The organism is Streptomyces sp. NPDC001927, from assembly GCF_053594455.1.
In genome coordinates this window covers 179,844-202,670 of the sequence record NZ_JBSFEN010000007.1, presented here as the reverse complement: position 1 = coordinate 202,670, position 22,827 = coordinate 179,844, and the positions used below count along the sequence as shown (strand labels likewise).

Sequence of the window (22,827 nt, the reverse complement as noted above, 5' to 3'; positions counted from 1 at the left end):
CGATGACCGACGCGCAGGAAACCGAGCACGGCGGGCCGTCCGTTCCGCAGACCCGTACCGCACGCCACCGCAGGATCGTCGACATCCTCAACCGGCAGCCGGTGCGCTCGCAGAGCCAGCTCGCCAAGCTCCTCGCGGACGACGGGCTGAGCGTCACCCAGGCGACGCTCTCCCGGGACCTCGACGAGCTCGGCGCGGTGAAGATCCGCAACACGGGCGGCGAGCTGATCTACGCGGTCCCCAGCGAGGGCGGTTTCCGCACCCCGCAGGCGCCGCTCGGCGAGTCCGCCAAGGAGGAGCGCATGCGGCGCCTCTCCGGTGAGCTGCTGATCTCCGCCGAGGCCTCCGCGAACCTGGTGGTCCTGCGGACCCCGCCGGGCGCGGCCCAGTTCCTCGCGTCGGCCATCGACCAGGCCGAACTCCATCCGATCCTCGGCACGATCGCGGGCGACGACACCGTGATGCTGATCTCCCGCGATCCGTCGGGCGGCCAGGCCCTCGCCGACCACCTGCTCAGGCTCGCGCAGAACGACCGCTAGGGCTGCGGGACGCGGCCGACTCCGCCCCCTACGGCCGTTCCGGCCGGCGGACCAGGCGGAGCAGAAGCACTCCGCCGAGCAGCGCGAGTACGGCCGCGGCGCGGAGCACCAGCTCGATGGCCGGGCCGTCGGAGGCCGCGCGGGACGCCGATCCGTTGAGCGCCTCGAGGACCGTCGAGGCGACGGCGACGGCCAGCGCGCCGAGCAGGACCAGGGACGTCAGGACGAAGCCGGACGCGGCGGCGAGGCGGGTCTCCGGTACGTACGACTGGGTGGCGACGTTCGTCAGGGCCCAGCCGAGGCCGAGGCCCGCGCCGACCACGGCGAACACCACCAGGTACAGGCCGATCGGCGTCGACCAGGTCAGGGCGAGCAGCGAGGTGCCGCTGAGGAACATGGCGCCGGCCATGAGTACTTCGGGCCGCCATCGGTGCGCCAGGTGCCCCGAGTAGTAGCTGGCCGTACCCGCGCCGACGGAGAGCGCGAGGAAGATCAGCCCCGAGGTGAAGGGCGACAGGCCCCGCGCCTGCTGGAGGTAGAGCGCCGAGAAGACGGCGACGAGGCAGTAGACGACGTTGGACAGGGACCCGGCCAGGGTGATGGTGACGAACGGGCCGTTCCGCAGCAGTCCGAGGTCGAGCAGCGGTTCCTCACTGCGCCGTTCGATACGGGCGAAGAGGGCGAGCAGCGCGGCTCCGGCGAGGAGGCAGCCCCAGGTGGCCGGGGCGGCCCAGCCCCACGAGGCGCCCTGGTCCACGCCGAGCATGACCAGCGTCAGCCCGCCCGCGATGGCGGCCGCGCCGGCCAGGTCGAGCCGGCCCGAGGCCTGGGTGTCGCGGGTCTCCGGGACGTGGCGGAGCATCAGGAACACGGCGGCGGCGCAGATCGGCACGTTGAGGTAGAACACGGCACGCCAGCTGACGTGTTCGGCGAGCGTCCCGCCGACGAACGGGCCCAGGGCGGTGCCCACGGCGCTGAAGGCGAGGACCGTTCCGACGGCCCGGCCCTGCCGGTCGTCCCGGAAGTAGCCGGTGACGACCGCGACGGCGACGGGAAAGACGAAGGCGGCGGTCACCCCCTGCACGACCCGCCCCGCGACGAGCCACCCGGTGGACGGTGCCAGGCCGCAGAAGACGGAGACGGCCCCGAAGCCGACAAGTCCGCAGACGAGCGTCCGCCGCCGGCCGTGGACATCGGCGACCCGCCCTCCGGTGATCATGAAGGCGCCCAGGGTGAGCATGTACCCGCTCACCAGCCACTGCAGATCGGTGGTCGGTTCGTGGAAGTCCCGGGCGATCACGGGAAGCGTGAGGTTGAGCGCGAACCAGTCCATCTGCACGATCAGCATGGACAGCGCGGCCGCCGCGATCACGGCCCGGTCCCGCCCGCTGAACAGCCCCGTCCCCCGCGCGGCGCGGTTCTCGGACGGAGCCTTCATCGAGCACCTCGATTCCCGCTCTCCCTCTCATGCTGGCATCGCCCCACCCTGCCGTCGACACGCGGGCGTCCCCTCCGGACCTCGATTGACGAATCATGCAGAGCAATGCATACTCATGCATATCAGCGCTTGCAAGGTAAGGAGAAACCCGTGACCGAGCGTGTCGTACTCGCCTACTCCGGTGGCCTGGACACCTCCGTCGCCATCGGCTGGATCGCCGAGGAGACGGGCGCCGAGGTCATCGCGGTCGCCGTCGACGTCGGTCAGGGCGGCGAGGACCTGGACGTCATCCGTAAGCGCGCCCTCGCCTGTGGGGCCGTCGAGGCCGAGGTCGCGGACGCCAAGGACGAGTTCGCCGAGGAGTACTGCCTCCCGGCGATCCAGGCCAACGCCCTCTACATGGACCGCTACCCCCTCGTCTCCGCCCTCTCCCGGCCCGCCATCGTCAAGCACCTCGTCGCCGCCGCCAAGAAGCACGGCGCCGGGATCGTCGCCCACGGCTGCACCGGCAAGGGCAACGACCAGGTCCGCTTCGAGGCCGGCATCCAGGCCCTCGGCCCCGACCTGACGTGCATCGCCCCGGTCCGGGACTACGCCATGACCCGCGACAAGGCCATCGCCTTCGCCGAGAAGGCCGACCTGCCGATCGCGACCACCAAGAAGTCCCCGTACTCCATCGACCAGAACGTCTTCGGGCGCGCCGTCGAGACCGGGTTCCTGGAGGACATCTGGAACGCGCCGATCGAGGACATCTACGAGTACACCGCGAACCCGGCCACCCCGCGCGAGGCCGACGAGGTCGTCGTCTCCTTCAAGGAGGGCGTCCCCGTCGCGATCGACGGCACGCCCGTCACCGTCCTCCAGGCGATCCAGCAACTCAACGAGCGCGCCGGAGCCCAGGGCATCGGCCGGATCGACATGGTCGAGGACCGGCTCGTCGGCATCAAGTCCCGCGAGGTGTACGAGGCTCCCGGCGCGATCGCCCTGATCACCGCCCACCAGGAGCTGGAGAACGTCACCGTCGAGCGCGAACTCGCCCGCTACAAGCGGCAGGTCGAGCAGCGCTGGGGCGAACTCGTCTACGACGGCCTCTGGTTCTCCCCGCTCAAGCGCGCGCTCGACGGCTTCATCAAGGAGGCCAACCAGCACGTCACCGGCGACGTCCGGATGACCCTGCACGGCGGCCGCGCCGTCGTCACCGGCCGGAAGTCCGAGGAGTCGCTGTACGACTTCAACCTCGCGACCTACGACTCGGGCGACACCTTCGACCAGTCCAAGGCGCAGGGCTTCATCGACATCTTCGCGCTCTCCGCGAAGATCGCCGCCCGGCGTGACCTCGCGTAACCACGACTCGTTCCACAGCCGCCTCCCCACCGCAGGGACCGGGGAGGCGGCCTTGCACCCACCCTCCCGAGGAGCAGCAGCTGTGAGCAGCAACAACGGTGACGTACGGCTCTGGGGCGGCCGTTTCGCCGACGGTCCGGCCGAGGCCCTGGCGAAGCTGTCCGCGTCGGTCCACTTCGACTGGCGCCTCGCGCCGTACGACATCGCCGGTTCCCGCGCCCACGCGCGCGTGCTCCACAAGGCCGGGCTGCTCACCGAGGACGAGCTGACGCGCATGCTCGGCGGCCTCGACCAGCTCGAAGCCGACGTCGCCGACGGCTCCTTCGTCGGCACCATCGCCGACGAGGACGTCCACACCGCCCTGGAGCGGGGCCTCCTGGAGCGCCTCGGCCCGGACCTCGGCGGCAAGCTGCGCGCCGGCCGGTCCCGCAACGACCAGGTCGCGACGCTCTTCCGGATGTACCTGCGCGACCACGCCCGGATCATCGGCGGCCTGATCGCCGACCTCCAGGACGCGCTCGTGGGCCTCGCCGAGGCCCACCCGGACGTCGCCATGCCGGGCCGGACCCACCTCCAGCACGCCCAGCCGGTGCTCTTCGCCCATCACGTCCTCGCCCACGTCCAGTCCCTCTCCCGGGACGCGGAGCGGCTGCGGCAGTGGGACACCCGTACCGCGGTCTCGCCGTACGGCTCCGGCGCCCTGGCCGGCTCCTCCCTCGGGCTCGACCCGGAGGCGGTCGCCAAGGACCTCGGCTTCGAGCGGGGTTCGGCGGGCAACTCCATCGACGGCACGGCCTCGCGCGACTTCGTCGCCGAGTTCGCCTTCATCACCGCGATGATCGGGGTCAACCTCTCCCGTATCGCGGAGGAGATCATCATCTGGAACACGAAGGAGTTCTCCTTCGTGACCCTGCACGACGCCTTCTCCACCGGCTCGTCGATCATGCCGCAGAAGAAGAACCCGGACATCGCCGAGCTGGCGCGGGGCAAGTCGGGCCGCCTGATCGGCAACCTGAGCGGTCTGATGGCCACGCTCAAGGCGCTGCCGCTCGCGTACAACCGCGACCTCCAGGAGGACAAGGAGCCGGTCTTCGACTCCTGCGACCAGCTGGAGGTCCTGCTGCCCGCCTTCACCGGCATGATGGCCACGCTCACCGTGAACCGGGAGCGGATGGAGGAGCTCGCCCCGGCCGGCTTCTCACTCGCGACCGACATCGCCGAGTGGCTGGTCAAGCAGGGCGTGCCGTTCCGGGTGGCGCACGAGGTGGCCGGCGAGTGCGTGAAGGTCGCCGAGGCGGAGGGCAAGGAGCTGGACGAGCTCACGGACGACCAGTTCGCCAAGATCTCCGAGCACCTCACCCCCGAGGTTCGCACGGTCCTCAACGTCCCGGGCGCGCTCGCCTCCCGCGACGGCCGCGGTGGTACGGCCCCGTCGGCGGTCGCCGCCCAGCTGGTCGAGGTCAAGGCGGACCTGGTGATCCAGCACGCCTGGGCCACCGCGAAGCAGTAACCCCCAGGCAAGCGGTAACCCTCAGCCGGGCAGTAACCCCCAGCCGAGCAGTAACCCTCAGCACCGTCACATCGCCGCCGCCCACTCCGCGAGCGCGTCGAAGTCCGGCCGGAGCAGTCCGAGCCGGGGATCGACGTGCAGGAGCAGGGTGGCGGCGAGGTGGTTCCGGTCCACGTACTCCCGGTCGTACGACGTGATGTCGTCGTCCACCCAGGCGAACGGCCGGCCCTCCGCGTACTCCAGGATGTCATGCGTCTTCCAGAAGGTCCCGCGAGGGGCCTTTCCGTGCATCTGGGGCCAGTCGATGAACGGCAGCTCGGGCAGCCCGAGATGCGGCCCTATCCAGGCGTTCGCCTCGCCCTTCCAGGTCGTCGCCCACACCAGCTCGTACGCCTCGGCGAGCGCCAGCAGCTCCGCGCCGTGCGCGGGGTTCAGCCACACCCGCAGCGGCTTCGTGTCGTACCAGCCGTCCGGTCGCATCCGGTGCGTCGTATACCCCTCCGGGCGGCGCTCGGCCTGGGCCGCGTACGGATTCAGCGGCCCGTCCACGTCGATGAGCAGCAGCGGCTTGGTCATGTTCACAGCATTCCTTCCCGCCTCGTGGTGAGGCGTGGATTTATCGAATGAGACACGAACGTCTCATTCGGTGTATGGTCGTCTCATGACAGTCGACCGCGCCCAGGTGCTCCTCGCCGCCGCCGCCCTGCTCTCCCGGAAATCGACCGCCACCATGGACGAGGTCGCCCGGGCCGCGGGGATCGGCCGGGCGACCCTGCACCGGCACTTCGCCGGGCGGGACGCCCTGGTCAGGGCGCTCGAAGCGATGGGGATCGAGGAGTTCGAGGCCGCGCTCGACGCGGCGCGCCTCGACGAGGGCCCCGCCGACGAGGCCGTGCGGCGACTCGTCGCGGAGATCGAGCCCAACGCCCAGCTGATGGCCTTCCTCGTCACCGAGAACCAGCTCTTCGAGGGCGACCAGATCAACGAGGGCTGGGCCCGGCTCGACGCCCGGGTCAGCGACCTCTTCAGACGCGGTCAGGAAGAGGGCACCTTCCGGATCGACCTGAGCCCCGCGTGGCTCACCGAGGCCCTGTACGGCCTCGCCTCCTCCTGCGCCTGGGCCGTCATTGACGGCCGGGTCGCGGCCAAGGACTTCCAATTCATGATCACCGAGCTCATGCTCGGTGGCGCACGACGGAGCGTGGAGAAATGAGCGGCACCCGCCAACTGAACCCGACGACAGGGCACGGGGTGAAGAGCCCCGGCCGCTGGCTCGCCCTCTCTGTTCTCGTCCTCGCGGTCCTCCTGGTCGCGGTGGACGCCACCGTCCTCGGGCTCGCCACACCCGCCCTCAGCGAGGACCTGAAGCCGACCGGCACCCAGCTGCTCTGGATCGGCGACATCTACTCCTTCGTCATCGCCGGACTCCTGGTCTCCATGGGTTCCCTCGGTGACCGGATCGGCCGCAAGAAGCTGCTCCTGATCGGCGCGACCGCCTTCGGCGCCGTCTCGGTGCTCAACGCATACGCCACCAGCCCCGAGATGATGATCGTCGCCCGCGCGCTCCTCGGTGTCGCCGGTGCCACCCTGATGCCGTCGACCCTGGCGCTGATCCGGAACATCTTCCACGACCCCAAGGAGCGCAGCCTCGCCATCGGCATCTGGGGCGCCACCGCCTCGGCCGGCGCGGCCGTCGGCCCCGTCGTCGGCGGAGCGCTGCTCCAGCACTTCTGGTGGGGCTCGGTCTTCCTCATCAACCTGCCCGTCATGGCCGCCCTGGTCCTCGTCGGCATCAAGCTGCTGCCCGAGTCCAAGAACCCGGTCGCGGGCCCCTGGGACCTGATCAGCGTCGGGCTCTCGCTCGTCGGTGTCATCGGTGTCGTATACGCCATCAAGGAGGCGGCCTCGCACGGCCTGTCCTGGGAGATCGGGGCCGCCGCCCTCATCGGCGCCACCGCCCTGTGGGCCTTCGTACGCCGTCAGCACCGGCTGACCGCACCCCTGCTCGACATGCGGCTGTTCAAGCACCGCGGCTTCTCGGGCGCGGTCCTCGCCGACCTGCTCACCGTCTTCGGCCTGTCCGGCCTGGTCTTCTTCCTCTCCCAGTTCCTCCAGCTCGTCCAGGGCCGTGAGCCGCTCGAGGCCGGTCTCGCCGAACTGCCCGCCGCCATCGGCGCGGTGGTCACGGGTCTGGTCGCGGGCCGGTACGCCCGGCGGTTCTCCGTGCGGGGCATCGTGGCCGGCGGTCTCGCGGCGATCGGGCTCGCCCTCGCCGTCGTCACCGTGATCCACAAGGACACCGGCTACCCGCTGCTCGGCGCGGCCCTGCTCGTCGTCGGCCTCGGCGCCGGCTTCTCGTTCACCGTCACGGCGGACGTGATCCTGTCCAGCGTGCCCAAGGAGCAGGCGGGTTCGGCCTCCGCCGTCTCCGAGACCGCGTACGAACTGGGCGCGGCCCTCGGCATCGCGCTCCTCGGCTCGATCGTCACCGGCGTCTACCAGGGCTTCGTGACCCCGGCGGGCGTCCCCGCGGACACCGCGGCGGCGGCGCACGAGTCGCTCGGCGGCGCGGTCGAGGCCTCCGCGGGCCTCGCCCCCGACTCGGCGAACGCCCTGGTGTCCACGGCCCAGGACGCCTTCGTCGACGGCCTCAACCTGGCGGCCGGCGTCGGCGCGGCGGTCCTGCTCGCCACGGCCGTGGCTGCCTGGTTCCTCCTGAAGGGCCAGAAGCTGGAAGACGGCATCGAGCACTGACGGATGACAAGAGAGTGGGCCCCGCACGGCGACAACAGCCGTGCGGGGCCCACTCGTTCGTCACGTCGTGCCGGCTACGCGGCCTTCGCCTTCGTGGCGTACATGTCCACGTACTCCTGGCCCGACAGGCGCATCACCTCGGCCATCACGGAGTCCGTCACCGCCCGCAGGACATAGCGGTCGCGGTCCATCCCCTCGTACCGGGAGAACTCCATCGGCTCGCCGAAGCGGACCGTCACCCGGCCCGGCCGGGGCAGCCCCGCCCCGCCCGGCTGGATCTTGTCCGTGCCGATCATCGCGAACGGCACCACCGGCGCGCCGGTCATCAGCGTCAGTCGCGCGATGCCGGTACGGCCCCGGTACAGCCGGCCGTCGGGGGAGCGCGTGCCCTCCGGGTAGATGGAGAACATCCTGCCCTCCTCCAGAACCCGGCGGCCCGTCATCAGCGCCGCGACGCCGCCCCGGCCGCCGTCGCGGTCCACCGGGATCATGCCGACGCTGGTGAAGAACCAGGCCATCAGTCGGCCCTTCAGGCCCTTGCCCGTGACGTACTCGTCCTTGCCGATGAAGAAGACCGGCCGGTCGATGCAGATCGGCATGATCATCGAGTCGATGAAGGTGAGGTGGTTGCCCGCCAGGATCACCGGACCCGTCCCGGGGATGTTCTCCGCGCCGTCGACACGGGGGCGGAACATCAGGCGCAGGAGCGGTCCGAGCACTGCCTTGATGAGTGCGAGACGGGACAACGGTTCCTCCGGTGTCGGGGGCGGGGACGGCGTCGTACGAGGGGGCTGTGCAGGTGAGGACGATACTCGCGGGTCGGCCCCGTCCGCACATCGGGTTCATCGAGTGGATACGCAGTGTTGACGTGTGTTTCCGCTGTGTTCGGCCCAGGTCTGTCGCACGGAGGGGCCGACTGCCTACTGTCGGAGCCGCGTTTGACAGGTGCGGGACATCACATCGAAGGAGCCTTCATGACCCAGGGTGAGCACGCGAGCCCCGCTCGACGCACGGTCCTCGGCGCGGCCGGCGCGGCCGTGACCGGGGTGGCCGGAGCCGCCGTCCTCGGCGCCTCCGCGGTCCTCGCCGCCGGCCCGGCACAGGCAGCCGAGGCCCAGGGCGCGAGCCAGGACCGCAGACACGGCCACGGGCACGGGTACCGCTCCCTCCCCGTCCCCACCGTGATCGCCCACCGCGGCGCGAGCGGCTACCGCCCCGAGCACACGCTCGGCTCCTACCAGCTCGCCCTCGACCTCGGCGCCCACGTGATCGAGCAGGACCTCGTGCCCACCAAGGACGGCCACCTGGTCTGCCGCCACGAGAACGACATCACCGGCACGACCGACGTCGCCGACCACCCCGAGTTCGCCTCCCGCAGGACCACCAAGTCCGTGGACGGCGTCTCGTACACCGGCTGGTTCACCGAGGACTTCACGCTCGCCGAGCTCAAGACGCTCCGCGCCAAGGAGCGCATCCCGGCCACCCGCCAGGAGAACACCCTCTACGACGGCCGCTGGCAGATCCCGACCTTCGAGGAGGTCCTCCGCTGGGCCGAGCGCGAGGGCCGCCGCCGGGGCCGCCCGGTCTGGCTGCACGTCGAGACCAAGCACCCCAGCTACTTCCGCTCCCTCGGCCTCGGCCTGGAGGAGCCCCTCGCCAAGCTGCTGCGCCGGTACGGCCGCCACCGCGCCGACTCCCCGGTCTTCCTCCAGTCCTTCGAGCCCAGCAGCATCCAGCGCCTGGCGAAGCTCGTGAACTCCCCGCGCGTCGTGCTGCTCTCCGCCGCGAGCAGCCGCCCCTGGGACTTCGTCCAGGCGGGTGACCCGCGCACCGTCGCCGACCTGGTCACGCCGCAGGGCCTGCGCTGGATCGCCTCGTACGCGCAGGGCATCGGCCCCACCCTGGACCTGGTCATCCCGCGCGACGCGACCGGCAAGCTCGGCACCCCGACGACCCTGGTGCGCGACGCCCACGCGCAGGGCCTGATCCTCCACCCGTACACCCAGCGCAACGAGAACAGCTTCCTGCCCGCCGACTTCCGTCGCGGCACGGACCCGAACGCGTACGGCGACGTCTTCGGCGCCCTGAAGACCTACCTGGCGACGGGCATCGACGGCATCTTCTCCGACAACCCGGACACGGCCCTGCTGGCCGCCGCGGACGCCACGAGCGGCTGAGCCTCCCTCGCCACGGCCCACGCCACCCGGCCGGAAACGCCCGGCCGGGTGGTTTACGCACCGGACCGCAACCGCCCGCGACAGCGGGCCGTCGTGCCGGTCATGACCGACCCCCACCTCCTCCGCACCCTCGCCCCCCTCCTCGCCGCCGAGTCCAAGGCCGAGGCCCCGGCCGCCGGCGTGGACGCCGGGGACCTCGAACAGGCCGTCTGGGTCAAGCTCCTCGAACGCCTCCAGGACGACGACGCGCCCACCCACCCCGCCGACTGGCTCCGCCGCGCCGTCCGCGCCGAGGCCCGCCGCGCCCGGCGCTCCGCCCTGCGGGAGCGCCCGTACCCGGGCGAGGAGGCCGGCGATCCGCACGACGCCACCCCCGAGTCCACCGCCCTGACGACCGAACGCCGCCGCGCCGTCCGCGCCGCCGTCCGCCGCACCCCCGGTCACTGCCCGCGGCTGCTCACCGCGATGCTCGACCCCGCCGACCCCACCTACCGAGAAATCGCAGGAGAGTTGGGTATCTCACAGGGCAGTCTGGGGCCCATGCGTTCCCGTTGCCTGGGATGCCTGCGCAGAATGCTGGCTGCAGAGGTTCCTGCGGCGACCCCGAGGGGAAGGGTGCGGGAGACCGACCGGTGGACCAGGTGAGCGGGAGGCATGCACACATGGGCATGAGCGTGACCATCTCAGCGGCTGACGCGCAGGACGCGGAGCACATACTGAAGTTGCAGTACCTCTGTTACCAGAGCGAGGCCGAGCTCTACGGCGACTACGCCATCGAGCCGCTCACCCAGACCCTCGACGCCCTGCGCGCCGAACTCTCCGAGGGGTACGGGCTCGTGGCCCGTCTCGGCGACGAGATCGTCGCCTCCGTCCGCGGCCGGGTCGACGAGGCCGGCACCGTACGGATCTCCAAGCTCATCGTCCACCCGCGCATGCAGCGCCACGGCCTCGGCGGCCGGCTCCTCGACGCCATCGAGGGCCACTTCGCCGGCGACCCGGCGCCCACCGCCAAGCGCTTCCAGCTCTTCACGGGCCACCGCAGCGAGGGCAACCTCCGGCTCTACCGCAGCAAGGGGTACGAGCAGGTGGCCGCCCGCGAGATCGGCCCCCGGCTCACGCTCGTGACCCTGGAGAAGGCGGCCTGAACGCCTAAGCGGCCTCGACGGCGGTCGTCCGCGACCGCCGCAGCCACCAGATCCCGGTCACCGGCAGCAGGATCGGGATGAAGATGTAGCCGTAGCCGTAGTCCGACCAGACCGTGGCGTCGGGGAACGCGGACGGGTCGGCCAGCGTCCAGGTCCCCACGGTCAGTACGCCCACCAGCTCGGCGGCGCAGCACACCAGCGCCGCCCTGCGGGCCGTCTCCCCACCGCGGACCAGCGTGTACGTGATGAAGGCGTACACCACGGCCGCCACCGCCGACAGCGCGTACGCGAGCGGCGCCCGGTCGAACTCGGTCGCGATCTGGTAGATCGAGCGCGAGACCGCGCCGACCGACATCACCCCGTACAGCCAGACCAGCAGCATGCCGGGGCCCGTGACCAGGCGCGTGCCCGTGCCGGTCTCCTCCGTCGCGGTCATCAGCCCACCGTCCAGATGTCGAAGAGACGTACTTCCAGGACCGCGAGCACGACCCCGCTCGCCGCCACCGTCGCCGAGCCCCAGCGGCTGCGCTCCGTCAACGACATGAAGCCGGCCGCGGGCACCGCGCACAGCGCGCCCAGCAGGTACGCGACGAAGATCGTCGTCCCCTCCTCGGCCTGGTCGCCGCCGGCGAGCCGCACGATGCCGACGACCAGCTGCACCAGGGCGAGGAAGGTCACCACGGCCATGCCGATGAAGTGCCAGTCCTTGGTCGGCTGGTCGCGGGTGAAGGCGAAGCCGCACCAGGCGGCGAGGGCGAGCGCGGCCACCGAGACCGCGACCGTCAGGGCGTCAAGCATGCGCCCGAGGGTATTACGGGCCGAAAGGCCCGATGCGCTCACCCCCCACCCGCCCCGTAGGGTCGGGGGCCATGAAGATACGCGCGGAAGCCCTCCTGTTCGACAACGACGGAACCCTCGTCTCCTCCATGGCGTCCGTGTACCGCTGCTGGACCCGCTGGGCGCAGGAGTACGGGATCACGGCCGAGGACTTCGCCCGCGTCGAGCTGCACGGCCGCCCCGCCGCCGAGATCATCGCCGACCTGCTGCCCGCCGCCCGGGTGCCGGACGCCCTGCGCCGCATCGAGCAGCTCGAGGTCGAGGACGTACCCGGCGGCGTCGAGCTGCTGCCCGGCACCAAGGAACTGCTCTCCTCCCTCCCGGCCGACCGCTGGGCCGTCGTCACCTCCGCGACCCGCCCGCTCGGCGAGGCGCGGCTGCGCGAGGCCGGCATCGACTTCGCCACCCTCGTCGCCGCCGACGACATCACGCGCGGCAAGCCCGACCCGGAGCCCTTCCTGCTCGCCGCCGCGAAACTCGGCGTCGACCCGGCCGCCTGCGTGGTCTTCGAGGACGCCCCCGCAGGTCTCGCCGCCGGCCGCGCCGCGGGCATGCGGACCGTGGCCTTGGCCACAACCCACGACCGTGCCGAGCTCGACGCGGACTTCGTCGTCACCGACCTCTCCGCCGTGTCCGCGCAGGCCACGGACGGGGGAGTGGAGATCGTCCTGGGCGTCTGACGCCCGCCGGGGGTGTCCGCATACTGTCTCAACGACGTCCGCTATTCGGACACCCCCGAAGTCGTCGTACCCCTGCGTGCTTTACTTGCAGACATGACCACGACGAGCAGCCGCACCCTTGCGACCGAGGCGATCACGACGCCCGGTGCTCGTTGTATGTGTCGAATGTGCGCCTTCTGAGGGCCCCCGCCTGCGCCTCGCGCCCCGAAGCGAGACACGACGGCCGAGCCGATCCGCACGCCCCGAGCGACGGACCGTGCCTGCCCCGCGCGCGTGCTGCCTCCGGTTCACCCACCGAAGCGGCCGATCCGCGCCTGACTGTCCGAACGACGAATGCCCCGTGCCCGGCGGACCCCGCGCCGTGCACTCGACAGTGACGGAAACCCCTGTGATCACCACTTCGGGCCTGACCAAGGTCTACGAGTCGCGAGGCCGCCAGGTCACCGCTCTGGACGGCGTCGACCTCCACGTCCGCGAGGGCGAGGTGTTCGGCGTGATCGGCCAGAGCGGCGCCGGCAAGTCCTCGCTCATCCGCTGCGTCAACCTCCTGGAGCGCCCCACCTCCGGCACCGTGACCGTGGACGGCGTCGACCTCACCGCGCTCGCCGCCACCGGCCGCCGCGCCGGCAAGGACCTGCGCCGCGCGCGCAGCAGCATCGGCATGGTCTTCCAGCACTTCAACCTGCTGTCCTCGCGCACGGTCAAGGACAACATCGAGCTCCCCCTGGAGATCCTCGGCGTCTCCGGCGCCGAGCGCACCCGCCGCGCCCTGGAACTCCTCGACCTCGTCGGCCTCGCCGACAAGGCCAAGGCCTACCCCGGCCAGCTCTCCGGCGGCCAGAAGCAGCGCGTCGGCATAGCCCGCGCCCTGGCCGGCAACCCCAAGGTCCTGCTCTCCGACGAGGCCACCAGCGCCCTCGACCCGGAGACCACCCGCTCCATCCTCCAGCTGCTGCGCGACCTCAACCAGCAGCTCGGCCTCACCGTCCTGCTCATCACGCACGAGATGGACGTCGTCAAGACGATCTGCGACTCGGCCGCGCTGATGCAGCGGGGCAGGATCGTCGAGTCCGGCACCGTGAGCGAACTGCTCGCCACCCCCGGCTCCGAACTGGCCGCCGAACTCTTCCCGGTCAGCGGCGCCGCCACCGGCCCCGACCGCACGGTCGTCGACGTCACCTTCCACGGCGAGGCCGCCACCCAGCCGGTGATCTCCCAGCTCTCCCGTACGTACAACATCGACATCTCGATCCTCGGCGCCGCCATGGACACCGTCGGCGGCAAGCAGATCGGCCGGATGCGGATCGAACTGCCCGGCCGTTACGAGGAGAACGTCGTACCCGTCGGCTTCCTGCGCGAGCAGGGCCTCCAGGTCGACGTCGTCGAAGAGGACGCCGCCGCCGGCGCCGTACTCGTCAAGGAAGGTGCCAAGTGACCTGGTCGGAGATGCAGCCGCTGCTGGAGCAGGGCACCGTCGACACCCTCTACATGGTCCTGTGGGCCACGTTCGTCACCGTCCTCGGCGGACTGCCGCTCGGCATCCTCCTCGTCCTCACGGACAAGGGCGGACTGCTGCAGAACACCGTGGTCAACAAGGTCGTCGGCGTGATCGTGAACATCGGCCGCTCGCTGCCGTTCATCATCCTGCTGATCGCCCTGATCCCCTTCACGACCTTCGTCGTCGGCACCTTCATCGGCCCCACCGCGATGATCGTCCCGCTCGCCATCGGCGCCATCCCGTTCTTCGCGCGCCTCGTCGAGACCTCGATCCGCGAGGTCGACCACGGCCTCGTGGAGGCCGTCCAGTCCATGGGCGGCTCCGTGCCGACGATCATCCGCAAGGTGCTGCTGCCGCAGGCGCTGCCCTCGCTGGTCTCCGGGACCACCACCACCGTCATCGTGCTCATCGGCTACTCCGCGATGGCCGGCGCGGTCGGCGGCGAAGGCCTCGGCTCCAAGGCGATCACCTACGGATACCAGCGCTTCGACACCCAGTTCATGCTGGTCACCGTCGTCGTCCTGATCGCGATCGTCACCGTCGTCCAGCTCATCGGCGACCTCGCCGTCCGGCTCCTCGCCCGCCGCGGCCGGACCGCGTAACCCCAGACTTCGTCCTTCGAAGAAGAGCCCGGACTTGTTGTCCAGGCGTCCACCGCACCACCAGAAAGAGGCACTCTTCGTGCGTAAGAACATCAAGCTCACCGCCGGCATCGCCGCCACCGCCGCGCTCGCCCTCGGCCTCACCGCCTGCGGCACCGCCTCGGACCCGTCCTCCGCCAAGGACGCGGCCGGCTCCGCCGACAAGCCGCTCGTCGTCGCCGCGTCCCCGACGCCGCACGCCGACATCCTCAACTACGTCAAGGACAACCTCGCCGCGAAGGAGGGCCTGAAGCTGGAGGTGAAGGAGTTCACGGACTACGTCCTGCCGAACACCGCCACTCAGTCCGGCCAGGTCGACGCCAACTTCTTCCAGCACAAGCCGTACCTCGACGACTTCAACCAGAAGAACAACACCACCATCGTCCCGGTGGTCAACGTCCACCTGGAGCCCCTCGGCCTCTACTCCAAGAAGGTCAAGGCCCTCTCGGACATCAAGCCCGGCCAGACCATCGCCGTCCCCAACGACACCACCAACGGCGGCCGCGCCCTCCAGCTGCTCGCCGAGAACGGTCTCATCACCCTCAAGGACGGCGTCGGCACCAACGCCAAGCTCTCCGACATCACGGACAAGAAGGGCCTGGAGTTCAAGGAGCTGGAGGCCGCCACCGTGCCCCGCGCCCTGAACGACGTGGACGCCGCCGTCATCAACGGCAACTACGCCATCGAGGCCAAGCTCTCCCCGGCCAAGGACGCCATCGCCATCGAGAAGGCCGAGGGCAACCCGTACGCCAACTTCCTCGCCGTCAAGAAGGGCAACGAGAACGACGCCCGCGTGCAGAAGCTCGCCAAGCTCCTCAACTCGCCCGAGGTGAAGAAGTACATCGAGGACACCTACGACGGCTCGGTCATCCCGGCCTTCGGCGCCCCCGCCAAGTAAGGCCCGCCGTACGGTTCCTGTGCCGAAGGCCCCCGCACCCCGTCCCGGTGCGCGGGGCCTTCGCCGTTGTACGCACCGACATCTGACGCCACATCGGACCCGGCCATGCACACCGACAGCAGCATGCTGCATGCTGTGCGTTCACGGTCGATTCGGACGGTCCACGGCATGGAGCTGCGCATGACTACCACCTTTCCGGACATCTCCATCAACACGGACCGGTTGGTGCTGCGCGCGCTCGAAGAGGCGGACGCGCCCGCCCTCGCCGAGATGATGAACGACGAGATGGTCGCGGCCTGGACGGCCGTCCCCCAGCCCTACACCGAGGACGCCGCGCTCCGCTGGATCACCGAGTACGCGCCCACCGAACGCACCACCGGACGGGGCCTCGACCTCGCCGTCACCGAATTCCTCACCCAGCGCCTGGTCGGCATCATCCAGCTCAGCCACACCAACTGGCGCGTCCGCTCCACCGAGATCTCCTACATCGTCGCCCCCTGGGCCCGCGGCGAGGGCTACGCCACCGAAGCCGCCCTCGCCACCGCCCAATGGCTCTTCGGCGACCAGCACTTCGAACGCATCGAGCTGCGCACCGCCGCCGACAACACCGCCTCCCAGCAGGTCGCCCAGAAGATCGGCTGCATCAGCGAGGGCGTCCTCAGAAACGCGTGCATAGCCCGCACCCGCACCGAGGACGGCACCTGGGCCGACCTGCGCACCGATTTCATCGTCTGGGGACTGCTCCCCGAGGACCTCGAAGGCGTCGCGGACCAGATGGCGGAGGCCGGATACTCCTCCTTCACCGACTGGAGCTGAGCCCGCAACCGATCCCGGGTACCCTTCACACGCCCCCGACCTGCGACAAATACCTCAGGAGACAGACGACGATGGCCGACCGGGTCACGGTGATCGGCTGGGACGGCTCGCCCCTCACCGCAGCGGCCCGGTCCGCGCTCTCCGCCGCCACGCTCGTGGCGGGCGCCGCGCACCACCTCGCCCTGCCCGAGGTCCCGCCCGGTGCCGAAAGGATCCGCCTCGGCAGCGTCGACCTCGCCGCCCGCCGCATAGCCGGACACCGCGGCACCGCCGTCGTCCTCGCCGACGGCGACCCCGGCTTCTTCGGCGTCGTCCGCACCCTGCGCGCCCCCGAGCACGGCCTGGAGGTCGAGGTCGTCCCCGCCGTCTCCTCCGTCGCCGCCGCCTTCGCCCGGGCCAGCATGCCCTGGGACGACGCCCGGATCGTCGTCGCCCACCAGCGCACCCTGCGCCGCGCCGTCAACGTCTGCCGCGCCCACCCCAAGGTCGCCGTCCTCACCTCGCCCGGCGCGGGCCCCGCCGAACTCGCCCTCCTCCTCGAAGGCGTCCACCGCACCTTCGTCATCTGCGAGGAGCTCGGCACCGACCGCGAACAGGTCACCGTCCTCACCTCCGACAAGGCCGCCGACCACGTCTGGCGCGACCCCAACGTCGTCATCGTCATCGGCGGCACCGCCGGCGCCCCGGCCGGCGGCTGGCTCATGGGCCAGGAGACCCCGGCCGTACGCGGCTGGGCGCTGCCCCCGGAAGTCCCCGCACGCGGCGGCACCGGCGAGGACCGCACCCTGCGCGCCGCCCAGCTCGCCCGCCTCGGCCCGCGCGTCGGCGACCTCGTCTGGGACATCGGCTGCGGCGGCGGAGCCCTCGCCGTCGAGGCCGCCCGCTTCGGCGCCGCCGTCATCGCCGTGGACGCCGACCCGGAGGCCTGCGCCCGCACGGAGGCGGCCGCCCGACGCCACGGCGTCCAGCTCCAGGCCGTCCGCGGCCGCGCCCCGCACGTCCTGGAACGGCTGCCCGAACCCGATGTCGTACGGATCGGGGGCGGCGGCGTCCCCGTCGTCACCGCCTGCACCGCCCGCAGGCCCGAACGGATCGTCGCCCACGCCTCCACCCGCGACGAGGCCGAGGCCGTCGGCGCGGCCCTCGCCGACGGCGGCTACGACGTCGAATGCGCCCTCCTGCAGAGCGTCGGCCTCGACCCCGACGACTGGTCGGAGCGCGCCCGCACGGTCGTCTTCCTGCTCTCCGGACGCCGGATCGAGCGCGCCCCCTGACCATGCCCCGTCACCGGGCCAGGTAGGCTGGCCGATCGTTGTACCGCGCCCGGGCCTTCGGTGTTTTGTTCGCCAATATCCGGACAGAGGGGCCCGAGAGGGCCCCTGATGTGGTACGGGGCAACGGGGGGACGCGCGACGTGGCGCAGTCCACAGCAAACCGTGGCGGATCCGCCTGTCACGACGGCCGATGGCCGCGACAATGCTGGGGTGCCCGCGCGTCATTCGTGCCGCACGGCGCGCACGCTCGTTCTTGTTGACGGGCGAAGGTCTGAAGGAGCACAACCGATGGGCGAGGGGTACGCATGACGGACACCGGCCAGGTCCCGGGCGAGGGGCTGCCGGAGAACGCAGGCATGGTCGAGCAGCCGGGCATCCCCGCTCCGGGCGCGTACACCTTCCTGGACCCCTCCGAGCACGCAGCCGAGGACGACGACCTGCTTCTGATGCCGGGCGCCCAGGGCGCCTGGAGCGAGCACACGCCGGGCGCCGTGTCCGCCCCGCCCGTCGCGGTCCCGGCCCCGGGCATGATGCCGCCGGTCGGTGACCCGCTCACCGACCCGCTGGCCGGCCCGATCGCCGACGCCCTCGCCGCCCAGACCCCGATGACCCCGGTCGCCACCCCGCCCCACGGCGTGCCTCTGGGCCTCTCGACCCCGGCTCCGGTCGCCCACGAGCCGATCGCCACCCCGGCCCACGGCGTGCCCCTTGGCCTCTCGACCCCCGCGCACGGCGTGCCGGTCGAGGCCGTGACCGATCACGGGTACGAGCCCGGGATCCTGGACACCGGCGCCCACGAGGCCGCCGGCCGCGACTCGGGTTCCGTGGACCTCGGGGCCGTACGCGTACCCGCGCCTGCCGCCACGACCCCGCCGCCCGCCCGCCGCCCGCTGCACATGGGCCCGCCGGTCCCGGAGACCGGCGGCGTCGTCCGCTCCCTCGCCGACCGCGGCCCCGCCGCGGCCCCGGTGGCCGCGCCCGCGCCGACGCCCATGCCGGTCGCCGCGACGGCCCCGGCGCCGATGCCGACCCGGGTCGCGGGACCGCCGACCTCCGGCCTCGAATACCTCGACGTCCCCCAGGAGCAGGCCGCGCCCGCCGCGCCCCAGCTCGGCGACGTCCCGCCGCAGGGCGCCGTTCCGTGGGACCCGCAGCCCCAGGCACCCGTGCCCGCAGAAACGGTCGGCCAGTTCGTCCCGGTCGAGGGCACCCTCCCGACGACCCCGCACCTCGCGCCCACCCCGGCACCGGAAGACCCCGCGGTGGAGGCCCCCGAGCCCCCCGCGGTGGAGGCCCCTGCCGCGGTCCCGGCCCCGCGCGACGGCGGCCCGGCCGCAGCCGTACCGGTCCCGCAGCCCGAGCCCCCCGCGGAGGAGCCCCAGGCGGCCGACCTCACCCCGCCCCCGGCACCCGAGCCGCCCCCGGCCGAAGAGCCCCCGACGGACCCCGAGCCCCAGGCCGAGGCCCTCCCGACCGAGGAGCCCGAGCCCGAGACCACGGCCACCCCGGAGCCCCCGACGCCGGAACTCACGGTCACGGACGCCCTGGCGACGCCCCCGGCAGCGGAGGAACCCCCGGCAGAGGACCCCACCGCCGAGGAACCGGCCGCAGAGGATCTCGTAGCCGAGGAACCCCCGGCCGAGGACCTCGTACCAGTGGTCGAGGAACCGGCAGCCGAGGAACTCGTAGAAGCCGCAGAGCAGCCCGTCGCCGCGTCGGTGCCGGCACCGGAGCAGGAGCCGGTACCGGCAGAGCAGTCGGAGTCGGCACCGGAGCCGACGTCGGCACCGGAGTCCGAGTCCACGGCACCGGAGTCCGAGTCCGCGCCGACGTCGGCACCGGAGTCCGAGTCCACGGCACCGGAGTCCGAGTCCGCGCCGACGTCGGCACCGGAGTCCCAGCCCGCGGCACCGGAGTCCGAGTCCGCGCCGACGCCGGCCGCTCCGGGCTACGACGACGCGGAGCGTGAGGCGGTGCTCCGGGTCATGCGGGAGCGCCGGGACATCCGCAACGGCTTCCGTTCGGACCCGATCCCGCACGAGGTGCTGCTCCGCGTCCTGGAGGCCGCGCACACGGCCCCCAGCGTCGGCCACTCGCAGCCTTGGGACTTCGTCGTGATCCGCTCGGCGGAGACCCGCCGGGCGATGCACGAACTGGCCCAGCGTCAGCGCGAGGCGTACGCCAAGTCGCTGCCCAAGGCGCGGGCGAAGCAGTTCAAGGAACTGAAGATCGAGGCGATCCTCGACACCCCGGTCAACATCGTCGTGACCGCCGACCCCACGCGGGGCGGCCGGCACACTCTGGGCCGCTACACACAGCCGCAGATGGCCCCGTACTCCTCGGCGCTCGCCGTCGAGAACCTCTGGCTCGCGGCCCGCGCCGAGGGCCTCGGCGTCGGCTGGGTCAGCTTCTTCGACGAGCGCGAGATGGTGCGCGCCCTCGGCCTGCCCGAGCACCTCGAAGTGGTGGCGTACCTCTGTGTCGGTTACGTCGACGAGTTCCCCGAGGAGCCCGAGCTGATGCAGGCGGGCTGGTCCAAGCGCCGCCCGCTGTCCTGGGTCGTGCACGAGGAGACGTACGGCCGCCGGGCGCTGCCCGGTGAGGAGCCGCACGACCTGCTCCAGGAGACCGTCGCCAACATCCGCCCGCTGGACGCCAAGGCGCTCGGCGAGGCCTGGGAGCGGCAGAAGCGCATGACCAAGCCCGCAGGGGCCCTGGGCATGCTGGAGATCATCTCCGCGCAGCTCGCCGGCCTCTCCCGGATGTGCCCGCCGCCGATCCCCGAGCCGGCCGCGGTCGCGATCTTCGCGGGTGACCACGGCGTGCACGCCCAGGGGGTCACCGCCTGGCCGCAGGAGGTGACCGGCCAGATGGTCGCGAACTTCCTCGGCGGGGGAGCGGTCTGCAACGCGTTCGCCAACCAGGTCGGCGCCGAGGTCTGCGTGATCGACGTAGGCGTGGCGTCGGACCTCCCCGCGACCCCGGGCCTCCTGCCCCGCAAGGTCCGCGCCGGTACGGGCGACTTCACCACGGGCCTCGCCATGACCCGTGAAGAGGTCCTGTCGGCGATCGAGGTGGGCATCGAGACGGCCCGCGATCTCGTGGCGGCGGGCAACAAGGCCCTCCTGACCGGCGAGATGGGCATCGCGAACACCACCGCGTCGGCCGCGCTGATCTCCGTGTACACGGGCGTCGACCCGGTCGAGGTGACCGGTCGGGGCACGGGCATCAACGACGAGATGCACGCCCGCAAGGTGGACGTCGTCCGTCGCGCTCTCGACCTCCACAAGCCGGACCCGGCGGACCCCATCGGCGTCCTCTCGGCCATCGGCGGCCTGGAGCACGCGGCGCTCGTCGGCCTCATCCTGGGCGCGGCCTCGCTGCGCGTCCCGGTCGTCCTCGACGGCGTCTCGACGGGCGCGGCGGCACTGGTGGCCCGGGCGATCGCGCCCGAGTCCCTCGCGGCCTGCATCGCGGGTCACCGCAGCGCCGAGCCGGGCCACGTGGCGGCCCTCAACAAGCTGGGCCTGCGCCCGCTGGTCGACCTCGACCTGCGCCTCGGCGAGGGCACGGGCGCCCTCCTCGCCCTCCCGGTCGTCCAGAGCGCGGCAAGGGCCATGCACGAGGTGGCGACGTTCGACTCGGCAGGCGTGACGGAGAAGTAGAAGACGCGTGCCGCCGCCCCCACTCCGACGGGAGTGGGGGCCGCGCAGGGTCCGCGTTCGGGACGTAAAGCGTGATTTGTGGCGCGCGAGAGCGCCGCGTTCATGGTCCCCCGCGCGCCGTAAATCATGCAGTCCCGAACGCGGACCCGGAGCGGCCCCCACGGCACCGCTCCACGGCGCGAGCGAGGGACATCCGTCACAGGTCGCCCACCCCAGGTGACCGATATCGTGGTCACCGGGGGTAGGCCCCCCAGCACCCACCCCCCCCAGCACCCACCCCCCCCCCACCAGCCGCTCCACCGCAGCAGCGGCCCGCAGACGCAGACCCCGCTCTCCGAGGAGCCGCTCAAGATGGCCGACCCCGTAGCCTCCGCCGCGCACCCCGCCTACCCGGTAGGCCTCCGCCTCTCCGGCCGGCGCGTCGTCGTCCTCGGCGGCGGCCAGGTGGCCCAGCGCCGACTCCCGGCACTGATCAACGCCGGCGCGGCGATCACCCTCATCTCACCCTCCGCGACCCCCTCGGTCGAAGCGATGGCGGAGACCGGCGAGATCACCTGGATCAAGCGCCGGTACGAGGACGGGGACATCGCCGACGCCTGGTACGCGCTCGTCGCCACCAGCGACCCCACCGCCAACGCGGCCGCCTCCGCGGAGGCCGAGCGGACGAAGACCTGGTGCGTGCGCTCCGACGACGCCGAGGCAGCCACCGCCTGGACCCCGGCCACGGGCCGCAGCGAGGGCGTCACGGTAGCCGTGCTCACGGGCCACGACCCCCGCCGCTCCGCCGCCGTGCGCGACGCGATCGTCGAGGGCCTCCGGGACGGCTCGATCGCCGCCCCCGCGCACCGTACGCGCAGCCCCTTCGTGGCCCTGGTCGGCGGCGGCCCCGGCGACCCCGACCTGATCACGGTCCGCGGCCGCCGACTCCTCGCCGAGGCCGACGTGGTCATCGCCGACCGCCTGGGCCCTCGCGACCTGCTCGCCGAGCTGCCCCCGCACGTCGAGGTGATCGATGCGGCGAAGATCCCGTACGGCCGCTTCATGGCGCAGGAGGCCATCAACAACGCGCTGATCGAGCACGCCAAGGCCGGCAAGTCGGTCGTACGCCTCAAGGGCGGCGACCCCTTCGTCTTCGGCCGGGGCATGGAAGAGGCCCAGGCGCTGGCGGCGGAGGGTATCGCCTGCACGGTCGTCCCCGGCATCTCCAGCTCGATCTCGGTCCCGGGCGCGGCCGGCATCCCGGTGACGCACCGCGGGGTGGCCCACGAGTTCACCGTCGTCAGCGGCCACGTGGCGCCGGACGACCCGCGCTCCCTCGTCGACTGGGCGTCGCTGGCCAAGCTGACCGGCACGCTGGTGATCCTGATGGGCGTCGACAAGATCGGGAAGATCGCCGAGGCGCTCATCGAGCACGGCAAGTCCCCGGAGACCCCGCTTGCCCTGGTCCAGGAGGGCACCACGGCCACCCAGCGCCGCGTGGACGCCACGCTGGCGACGGTCGCGGAGACGGTCAGGACCGAGGAGGTCCGCCCGCCGGCGGTGATCGTGATCGGCGACGTGGTGGCAGAGGGCCCGGAGAAGCTCAACCAGCAGCCCCCCAAGCCCTAGCGG

At 72.0% G+C, this 22,827-nt stretch carries 21 protein-coding genes; 16 read left to right on the top strand and 5 right to left on the bottom strand.

Annotation, left to right across the window (positions count from 1 at the left end; genetic code table 11):
- Positions 1-2 precede the first annotated feature (2 nt).
- Positions 3-539, top strand: a complete 537-nt coding sequence (locus ACWCO8_RS20755) for an arginine repressor (protein ID WP_362004631.1) — start codon at positions 3-5, stop codon at positions 537-539.
- Positions 540-567: 28 nt separating this feature from the next.
- Here the strand turns inward: ACWCO8_RS20755 and ACWCO8_RS20750 are convergent, their stop codons facing one another.
- A complete protein-coding gene (locus tag ACWCO8_RS20750; protein ID WP_451033452.1) occupies positions 568-1,977 on the bottom strand; it encodes an MFS transporter in 1,410 nt (469 codons plus the stop codon).
- A gap of 150 nt (positions 1,978-2,127) precedes the next feature.
- On the opposite strand from ACWCO8_RS20750, the gene ACWCO8_RS20745 reads away from it, so the two are divergent.
- Positions 2,128-3,321: an argininosuccinate synthase gene (locus ACWCO8_RS20745; protein ID WP_451033451.1), complete on the top strand. Its 1,194-nt coding sequence runs from the start codon at positions 2,128-2,130 to the stop codon at positions 3,319-3,321.
- An 82-nt stretch (positions 3,322-3,403) separates the two neighbouring features.
- Entirely contained in the window at positions 3,404-4,831 is a 1,428-nt protein-coding gene (gene argH / locus ACWCO8_RS20740) for an argininosuccinate lyase (protein ID WP_451033450.1), read from the top strand.
- Positions 4,832-4,897: 66 nt separating this feature from the next.
- Here the strand turns inward: argH and ACWCO8_RS20735 are convergent, their stop codons facing one another.
- Complete coding sequence (locus ACWCO8_RS20735; protein ID WP_451033449.1) at positions 4,898-5,407, bottom strand: HAD domain-containing protein; 510 nt, start codon at positions 5,405-5,407, stop codon at positions 4,898-4,900.
- 85 nt (positions 5,408-5,492) lie between these two features.
- On the opposite strand from ACWCO8_RS20735, the gene ACWCO8_RS20730 reads away from it, so the two are divergent.
- Positions 5,493-6,044 carry a TetR/AcrR family transcriptional regulator gene (locus ACWCO8_RS20730; RefSeq protein WP_451033448.1) on the top strand — a complete coding sequence of 184 codons (552 nt, stop codon included), beginning with the start codon at positions 5,493-5,495 and terminating at the stop codon, positions 6,042-6,044.
- Positions 6,041-7,585, top strand: a complete 1,545-nt coding sequence (locus tag ACWCO8_RS20725; RefSeq protein ID WP_451033447.1) for an MFS transporter — start codon at positions 6,041-6,043, stop codon at positions 7,583-7,585. The genes ACWCO8_RS20730 and ACWCO8_RS20725 overlap by 4 nt, the downstream gene beginning before the upstream one ends.
- 74 nt (positions 7,586-7,659) lie before the next feature.
- On the opposite strand, the gene ACWCO8_RS20720 is transcribed toward ACWCO8_RS20725, so the two are convergent.
- The gene (locus ACWCO8_RS20720; RefSeq protein ID WP_362004647.1) at positions 7,660-8,331 is read right to left on the bottom strand and encodes a lysophospholipid acyltransferase family protein; all 672 of its coding nucleotides are present in this window, start codon (positions 8,329-8,331) and stop codon (positions 7,660-7,662) included.
- Positions 8,332-8,559: 228 nt separating this feature from the next.
- On the opposite strand from ACWCO8_RS20720, the gene ACWCO8_RS20715 reads away from it, so the two are divergent.
- From ACWCO8_RS20715 to ACWCO8_RS20705, 3 genes are all read left to right on the top strand, one after another.
- The gene (locus ACWCO8_RS20715) at positions 8,560-9,762 is read left to right on the top strand and encodes a glycerophosphodiester phosphodiesterase (protein ID WP_362004649.1); all 1,203 of its coding nucleotides are present in this window, start codon (positions 8,560-8,562) and stop codon (positions 9,760-9,762) included.
- Positions 9,763-9,864: 102 nt separating this feature from the next.
- Positions 9,865-10,407 (top strand): sigma-70 family RNA polymerase sigma factor, encoded by a 543-nt coding sequence (locus tag ACWCO8_RS20710; RefSeq protein ID WP_451033446.1) that lies wholly within the window; start codon positions 9,865-9,867, stop codon positions 10,405-10,407.
- Positions 10,408-10,424: 17 nt separating this feature from the next.
- The gene (locus tag ACWCO8_RS20705; RefSeq protein ID WP_362004654.1) at positions 10,425-10,907 is read left to right on the top strand and encodes a GNAT family N-acetyltransferase; all 483 of its coding nucleotides are present in this window, start codon (positions 10,425-10,427) and stop codon (positions 10,905-10,907) included.
- 4 nt (positions 10,908-10,911) lie between these two features.
- Here the strand turns inward: ACWCO8_RS20705 and ACWCO8_RS20700 are convergent, their stop codons facing one another.
- Together ACWCO8_RS20700 and ACWCO8_RS20695 are read right to left on the bottom strand one after the other, a co-directional pair.
- On the bottom strand, positions 10,912-11,343 hold the full coding sequence (locus ACWCO8_RS20700; protein WP_451033445.1) for a hypothetical protein: 432 nt from the start codon (positions 11,341-11,343) through the stop codon (positions 10,912-10,914).
- Positions 11,343-11,705, bottom strand: coding sequence for a hypothetical protein (locus ACWCO8_RS20695; RefSeq protein ID WP_362004660.1), 363 nt, complete (start codon positions 11,703-11,705; stop codon positions 11,343-11,345). Before ACWCO8_RS20695 ends, ACWCO8_RS20700 begins: the two co-directional genes overlap by 1 nt.
- 71 nt (positions 11,706-11,776) lie before the next feature.
- Here ACWCO8_RS20695 and ACWCO8_RS20690 point away from each other — a divergent pair, with 71 nt between their 5' ends.
- The 8 genes from ACWCO8_RS20690 to cobA all read left to right on the top strand — a co-directional run bounded on the left by ACWCO8_RS20690 (position 11,777) and on the right by cobA (position 22,824).
- The gene (locus ACWCO8_RS20690) at positions 11,777-12,424 is read left to right on the top strand and encodes an HAD-IA family hydrolase (RefSeq protein WP_362004661.1); all 648 of its coding nucleotides are present in this window, start codon (positions 11,777-11,779) and stop codon (positions 12,422-12,424) included.
- A 340-nt stretch (positions 12,425-12,764) separates the two neighbouring features.
- The gene (locus ACWCO8_RS20685; protein ID WP_362004664.1) at positions 12,765-13,859 is read left to right on the top strand and encodes a methionine ABC transporter ATP-binding protein; all 1,095 of its coding nucleotides are present in this window, start codon (positions 12,765-12,767) and stop codon (positions 13,857-13,859) included.
- The gene (locus ACWCO8_RS20680) at positions 13,856-14,524 is read left to right on the top strand and encodes a methionine ABC transporter permease (protein ID WP_362004667.1); all 669 of its coding nucleotides are present in this window, start codon (positions 13,856-13,858) and stop codon (positions 14,522-14,524) included. The genes ACWCO8_RS20685 and ACWCO8_RS20680 overlap by 4 nt, the downstream gene beginning before the upstream one ends.
- A gap of 79 nt (positions 14,525-14,603) precedes the next feature.
- Complete coding sequence (locus ACWCO8_RS20675; RefSeq protein ID WP_451033444.1) at positions 14,604-15,461, top strand: MetQ/NlpA family ABC transporter substrate-binding protein; 858 nt, start codon at positions 14,604-14,606, stop codon at positions 15,459-15,461.
- A 180-nt stretch (positions 15,462-15,641) separates the two neighbouring features.
- A complete protein-coding gene (locus ACWCO8_RS20670) occupies positions 15,642-16,277 on the top strand; it encodes a GNAT family N-acetyltransferase (protein ID WP_362004673.1) in 636 nt (211 codons plus the stop codon).
- 71 nt (positions 16,278-16,348) lie between these two features.
- Positions 16,349-17,551: a precorrin-6y C5,15-methyltransferase (decarboxylating) subunit CbiE gene (cbiE, locus tag ACWCO8_RS20665; RefSeq protein ID WP_451033443.1), complete on the top strand. Its 1,203-nt coding sequence runs from the start codon at positions 16,349-16,351 to the stop codon at positions 17,549-17,551.
- A gap of 305 nt (positions 17,552-17,856) precedes the next feature.
- A complete protein-coding gene (gene cobT / locus ACWCO8_RS20660) occupies positions 17,857-21,216 on the top strand; it encodes a nicotinate-nucleotide--dimethylbenzimidazole phosphoribosyltransferase (RefSeq protein WP_451033442.1) in 3,360 nt (1,119 codons plus the stop codon).
- Between the two features lie 351 nt (positions 21,217-21,567).
- Positions 21,568-22,824: a uroporphyrinogen-III C-methyltransferase gene (gene cobA, locus ACWCO8_RS20655; RefSeq protein ID WP_451033441.1), complete on the top strand. Its 1,257-nt coding sequence runs from the start codon at positions 21,568-21,570 to the stop codon at positions 22,822-22,824.
- Positions 22,825-22,827: the final 3 nt, after the last annotated feature.

Coding starts and splice junctions, on each gene's coding strand:
- ACWCO8_RS20670 (WP_362004673.1), top strand. CDS start 15,642: ATGACTACCACCTTTCCGGACATCTCCATCAACACGGACCGGTTGGTG.
- ACWCO8_RS20695 (WP_362004660.1), bottom strand. CDS start 11,705: ATGCTTGACGCCCTGACGGTCGCGGTCTCGGTGGCCGCGCTCGCCCTC.
- ACWCO8_RS20710 (WP_451033446.1), top strand. CDS start 9,865: ATGACCGACCCCCACCTCCTCCGCACCCTCGCCCCCCTCCTCGCCGCC.
- ACWCO8_RS20750 (WP_451033452.1), bottom strand. CDS start 1,977: ATGAAGGCTCCGTCCGAGAACCGCGCCGCGCGGGGGACGGGGCTGTTC.
- cobA (WP_451033441.1), top strand. CDS start 21,568: ATGGCCGACCCCGTAGCCTCCGCCGCGCACCCCGCCTACCCGGTAGGC.
- cobT (WP_451033442.1), top strand. CDS start 17,857: ATGACGGACACCGGCCAGGTCCCGGGCGAGGGGCTGCCGGAGAACGCA.
- ACWCO8_RS20700 (WP_451033445.1), bottom strand. CDS start 11,343: ATGACCGCGACGGAGGAGACCGGCACGGGCACGCGCCTGGTCACGGGC.
- ACWCO8_RS20705 (WP_362004654.1), top strand. CDS start 10,425: ATGGGCATGAGCGTGACCATCTCAGCGGCTGACGCGCAGGACGCGGAG.
- cbiE (WP_451033443.1), top strand. CDS start 16,349: ATGGCCGACCGGGTCACGGTGATCGGCTGGGACGGCTCGCCCCTCACC.
- ACWCO8_RS20725 (WP_451033447.1), top strand. CDS start 6,041: ATGAGCGGCACCCGCCAACTGAACCCGACGACAGGGCACGGGGTGAAG.
- ACWCO8_RS20755 (WP_362004631.1), top strand. CDS start 3: ATGACCGACGCGCAGGAAACCGAGCACGGCGGGCCGTCCGTTCCGCAG.
- ACWCO8_RS20690 (WP_362004661.1), top strand. CDS start 11,777: ATGAAGATACGCGCGGAAGCCCTCCTGTTCGACAACGACGGAACCCTC.
- ACWCO8_RS20730 (WP_451033448.1), top strand. CDS start 5,493: ATGACAGTCGACCGCGCCCAGGTGCTCCTCGCCGCCGCCGCCCTGCTC.
- ACWCO8_RS20715 (WP_362004649.1), top strand. CDS start 8,560: ATGACCCAGGGTGAGCACGCGAGCCCCGCTCGACGCACGGTCCTCGGC.
- ACWCO8_RS20735 (WP_451033449.1), bottom strand. CDS start 5,407: ATGACCAAGCCGCTGCTGCTCATCGACGTGGACGGGCCGCTGAATCCG.